Source organism: Bacteroides gallinarum DSM 18171 = JCM 13658, from assembly GCF_000374365.1.
Lineage (GTDB): Bacteria > Bacteroidota > Bacteroidia > Bacteroidales > Bacteroidaceae > Bacteroides > Bacteroides gallinarum.
Genome location: NZ_KB894206.1, coordinates 1 through 4,755, shown reverse-complemented (window position 1 = coordinate 4,755; position 4,755 = coordinate 1). Strand labels below are relative to the sequence as shown.

General features: G+C 48.9%; 4 protein-coding genes. 2 read left to right on the top strand and 2 right to left on the bottom strand.

The genetic code is table 11. The features are described 5' to 3' along the window. Positions 1–145: 145 nt before the first annotated feature. The gene (locus tag C233_RS0121970) at positions 146–853 is read right to left on the bottom strand and encodes a TIGR02757 family protein (protein WP_018669609.1); all 708 of its coding nucleotides are present in this window, start codon (positions 851–853) and stop codon (positions 146–148) included. Between the two features lie 98 nt (positions 854–951). Here C233_RS0121970 and C233_RS0121965 point away from each other — a divergent pair, with 98 nt between their 5' ends. Continuing rightward, positions 952–1,830, top strand: coding sequence for an AraC family transcriptional regulator (locus C233_RS0121965; protein ID WP_018669608.1), 879 nt, complete (start codon positions 952–954; stop codon positions 1,828–1,830). A gap of 89 nt (positions 1,831–1,919) precedes the next feature. Here the strand turns inward: C233_RS0121965 and C233_RS0121960 are convergent, their stop codons facing one another. Further along, a complete protein-coding gene (locus C233_RS0121960) occupies positions 1,920–2,963 on the bottom strand; it encodes an N-acetylmuramoyl-L-alanine amidase family protein (RefSeq protein WP_018669607.1) in 1,044 nt (347 codons plus the stop codon). Positions 2,964–3,103: 140 nt separating this feature from the next. Here C233_RS0121960 and C233_RS0121955 point away from each other — a divergent pair, with 140 nt between their 5' ends. Further along, positions 3,104–4,384: an O-acetylhomoserine aminocarboxypropyltransferase/cysteine synthase family protein gene (locus tag C233_RS0121955; protein ID WP_018669606.1), complete on the top strand. Its 1,281-nt coding sequence runs from the start codon at positions 3,104–3,106 to the stop codon at positions 4,382–4,384. Positions 4,385–4,755: the final 371 nt, after the last annotated feature.

The window sequence follows — 4,755 nt, the reverse complement described above, 5'->3', positions numbered from 1 at the left end:
AAGATTGTGTGAGAAATTACAGGAATAGGACTATAAAAATGGCATATGAAGTGAGTATGCTCTATCATCTTCATATGCCATCTTGATTTTTAGGGACATTTACTGAATATCCCGAAGAAATCGACTGGTAGATAATAGCCGCACACTACAACACTCCGTTTACTCCACTGCCGAACAATGCAAAATCACCCAGGCAAGGGTCGTCGGGGAATACCTCCGCCAAAGCGGAAGTTATATTCCGTGCATTCTTTAAAGAAAACGTATCCGTATCTGTAAGTCCCAGGGAACAGGCCACCCGGCATACATGAGTATCCAAAGGAATTATCAAATCGCGGCGGTCGAAACTCTCCCAGATGCCGAAGTCCACCTCCGGCCCTTTCCGTATCATCCACCGCAGGAACATATTCAGCTTCTTCTGCGGACTCTTGGCAGAAACTTCCAGGAAAGCACATAATTTCTCCATAGGTGTACCCGGATAAACCAACAAGGCATCTTCCAAACTGTCATATTGCGAATAGGCGGCATATAACCGGGCGAAGTAAGTATAAAAGTCCGCATAAGAAAGCATGCGGTAAAAGCTGCTACGTTCCGCCAGCGGAAAATCCCGTTCCCAACCGCGGGACATTACATATATATAAGGTGAAACTCCCATTAAATGATGCAGTTCCTTCGCTTTCTTCAATATCTGTCTGCGGTTTCCAAAACTCATAATAGCCGTAAGCAAACCGCTGACCTCTATGTCCTGCTTCCGTGTATAACGATGCGGAAACTGAACCGGGTCGCTTTGTATGAAATCTGCACAATGGTACTGCCTTGCCCATGCTAGGAGTTGTAATCTGGTATCGTCGGTCATACGGAAAAGATTTGGTTGTAACAACTGGGATGCAAAGATACCTAATTTATAGCAACATCGGACAAGTCGCCTATCTCTTTTCCCCTTATCTTTGCATTATGAAAAAGCCGATAGAAAATACAGAAACTAAAAAGACAACGCAGGAAGAGTATCAAAAATGCGTGAACGCAGTGGTAGATTACATCAACCTCCACCTCGGAGAAGAAATCGACCTGAAATCACTGGCCAGGATTTCCCATTTCTCTCCGTTCTACTTTCACCGCATCATGAAAGCCTTTCTGGGCGAACCCCTCGGTACGTTTATCGTCCGGACACGCACCGAGGCAGCCGCGCGGCTGTTACGATACTCCGAACTGCCGATAGCCGACATAGCCTACCGCATCGGATATTCCTCACCCTCGTCGTTGTCCAAAGTATTCAGGCAGTTCTATGGCATTTCACCTTTAGAATATCGTAATAATAAAAACATTGTAATTATGAAACCAGCCATTATCCGTCCGGACCTGGAACTGAAACGGGAAATCAGGGAAGTTCCAGCCCGGAATGTAATTTATATCCGTTTATTCGGAGATTATAAACTGAACGACTATTGTGGCACATGGGCACGCCTCTACCGGTTTGTCCAAGAGGAGAAACTGCCAATGGGAGAAGTGATGCCCTACTGCATCTACCACGATGACCCCAAAGTTACTCCAGTCGAAAAACTGCGTACCGATGTATGTATGGTAATCCCTACCCGGGCAACACCGAAAGGCGACATCGGCTTCAAGCAACTCCCGGCAGGACGCTATGCCGTATTCTTGTATAAAGGCTCTTATGAACACCTGCAAGCCGTATACGACACAATCTATGGAAAACATATCCCCGAAATGGAATGCACTTTCAGAGATGAAGCCAGTGCAGAACGGTACTTGAACGACCCTGCCACTACAGCGCCCGATGAGCTGCTGACGGAAATTTATATCCCGGTGGAATAAGTCGGACACTACCATTACCGAACAGATGCCCCGCAATCAAAGCGGGGCATCTGTCGTTATAATACACGACAACAACCGCAGACAGTCCCCTACTTCGACCGTTTATAATCCGTGATGAATCCTTCCATCATCCACTTCGCTAAAGCCTGGCGGTTAGAGCTGATAACGAAACGCCGTTGGTCGAACGTGTTCTGAATATTGCCCAACTCTACAAAAACAGAAGTCGGTACGGCCTTCAGCAGCACATAAAGGTTACGCGCACTAACCGTTCCCTCGAACCCGCGGTTGGGCTGATGCTTGTCGTACTTCGACTCGAAAGTATCTTTCATCGTAACGGCCAGCTTCTTTCCAAGCACGCTTTTCGGAGCATGGTAGAAGAAAACATCCGTCTGTGCACTCTTGCTGCGGCTATCCACATGCAAAAATATGGCACGGCAATATTTATACTTCTGGCGGTCTTTCCGATAAAGCTCATTGATTTTGGCGCAACGTTGCTGCAAGCGGGCTACCTGGTTCAGCGGAATGGCATCCCCCATGCAAGTTTCCCGTTTGCTGTTGGATAGATAGCGGTCGTCGCGAATTCCGTCTTTGGCATCCTGAATGATAATATGCACTTCAGCACCTTCCTGCATCAGATTGCGGGCAAGGCGTAAAGCAACATCATAGGCATACTCATCCTCGTGCAACTCCACCTTTCCTATTCTGCCGATAGCACCGGGGTCGGGACCTCCGTGCCCGCTCACTACATAAAAGCAAGCCCCCTGCAAACGGTTGGAGGTAACCTTTACATCGGCAAGTTTCTTTCCGAACAACGGTTCGCGCACAGTCCTCTTTTTACCGGCAGCCGGCTTGGACGAAGCGGAGGCACCTGCCCCCTTCTTTAACGGAGGCAGCACGTATTTCACCCCCAACTTCAACTCCTCTTTTCCGCGCAGACGTTTCTCGTTCAGTTTCAGAAACTCCTTATAATAGTTTTTCCCCGGACGCTTGTTCCGTTCCAGAAATGCAGAAATACCCTCGCCCGACTTAGGGGTAGCATACTCTCCCTGAGCAGAGGCATGAAAGACAAAAAAGGTACAGAAGAGGATAGCCAGCAAGCAAAATATACGTTTCATATTCCCGTTGTTCGTCATTTATTCGTATCGGCAGCCGATTTTCAGCCGCTAAATTATAGCATTTTACCATTTACGCGTACAAATTTATATTTTTTTCCCTACTTTTGCCACGACTTACGCGTTTTAAAGATAAAGAAACTCTAAAAACAGATAGCATTATGGCAAAACAACTAAAACCGGAGACACTGTGCGTACAAGCAGGGTGGACTCCTAAAAAGGGAGAACCCCGTGTACTCCCCATTTACCAAAGTACGACTTTCAAATACGACACCAGCGAACAAATGGCACGCCTGTTCGACCTCGAAGACAGCGGTTATTTCTACACCCGTCTGCAAAATCCTACGAACGATGCCGTTGCCGCCAAGATAGCCGCCCTCGAAGGCGGTGTAGCCGCTATGCTGACATCGAGCGGACAAGCTGCGAATTTCTATGCTATCTTCAACATCTGCCAGGCAGGCGACCACTTCGTATGTTCGTCCACAATCTACGGCGGAACATTCAACCTGTTCGGCGTAACCCTGAAAAAACTGGGCATTGACGTAACTTTCGTCAACCCGGATGCACCCGAAGAAGAAATCTCCGCCGCTTTCCGTCCGAACACCAAAGCCCTGTTCGGCGAAACGATTTCCAACCCCACGCTGGAAGTTCTCGACATCGAGAAGTTCGCCCGTATCGCCCACAAGCATGGCGTACCCCTGATTGTAGACAACACCTTCCCTACTCCTATCAACTGCCGCCCGTTCGAATGGGGAGCCGATATAGTGGTGCATTCCACCACCAAATACATGGACGGACACGCCACCAGCGTAGGCGGTGCGATTGTAGACAGCGGTAATTTCGACTGGGAGGCACATGCCGGCAAGTTCCCCGGACTCTGTACCCCGGACGAGTCCTACCACGGACTGACCTACACCAAGGCTTTCGGCAAGCTGGCCTACATCACTAAGGCCACGGCACAACTGATGCGCGACCTCGGCAGCATCCAGTCGCCGCAGAACGCATTCCTGCTGAACCTCGGGCTGGAAACCCTGCACCTGCGCATGCCTCAACATTGCAAGAACGCCCAGGCTGTCGCCGAATATCTTTCCGGGAACGATAAAGTAGCTTGGGTCAACTATTGCGGCCTGCCCGGAAACAGATATTACGAGCTGGCACAGAAATATATGCCCAACGGTTCCTGCGGCGTTGTCTCCTTCGGGCTGAAAGGTGGTCGCGAAGAATCTATCAAGTTCATGGACTCATTGAAACTGGCGGCTATCGTAACCCATGTTGCCGATGCACGTACCTGCGTACTGCACCCCGCCAGCCATACACACCGCCAGCTCTCGGACGAGCAGTTGCTGGAAGCCGGCATCCGTCCCGACCTTATCCGCTTCTCGGTGGGCATTGAAAATGCAGACGATATCATTGCAGATATAGAACAAGCACTGAATGCGTAATTACGCGAAGAAAAACGGATAACGCCCTCAAATGGAAGCGCATCATCTGCCAAGGTCCGACCAATCGTGCGTCCGACCCCGGCAAATGATGCGCTTTCCGTAGGGATATTCAGTAAATGTCCCTAAAAATCAAGATGGCATATGAAGATGATAGAGCATACTCACTTCATATGCCATTTTTATAGTCCTATTCCTGTAATTTCTCACACAATCTTACCCTACAAGACATGACGCTCGGGAAGAAGTCTGAAGACATCTTCTGCCTCTGCCTGTAAAATCATATCATGCCGCTTTCACCGTCCTGTTCCTGATCTTGTCTATCATCAGTACGGCATTTGCCGTATGTATTCCAAAGAAAATCCACAGGATTT

What these genes read in the sequence shown, in the direction of transcription:
- C233_RS0121970 (WP_018669609.1), bottom strand. Translation starts at nt 853, where the DNA reads ATGACCGACGATACCAGATTACAACTCCTAGCATGGGCAAGGCAGTAC.
- C233_RS0121965 (WP_018669608.1), top strand. Translation starts at nt 952, where the DNA reads ATGAAAAAGCCGATAGAAAATACAGAAACTAAAAAGACAACGCAGGAA.
- C233_RS0121960 (WP_018669607.1), bottom strand. Translation starts at nt 2,963, where the DNA reads ATGACGAACAACGGGAATATGAAACGTATATTTTGCTTGCTGGCTATC.
- C233_RS0121955 (WP_018669606.1), top strand. Translation starts at nt 3,104, where the DNA reads ATGGCAAAACAACTAAAACCGGAGACACTGTGCGTACAAGCAGGGTGG.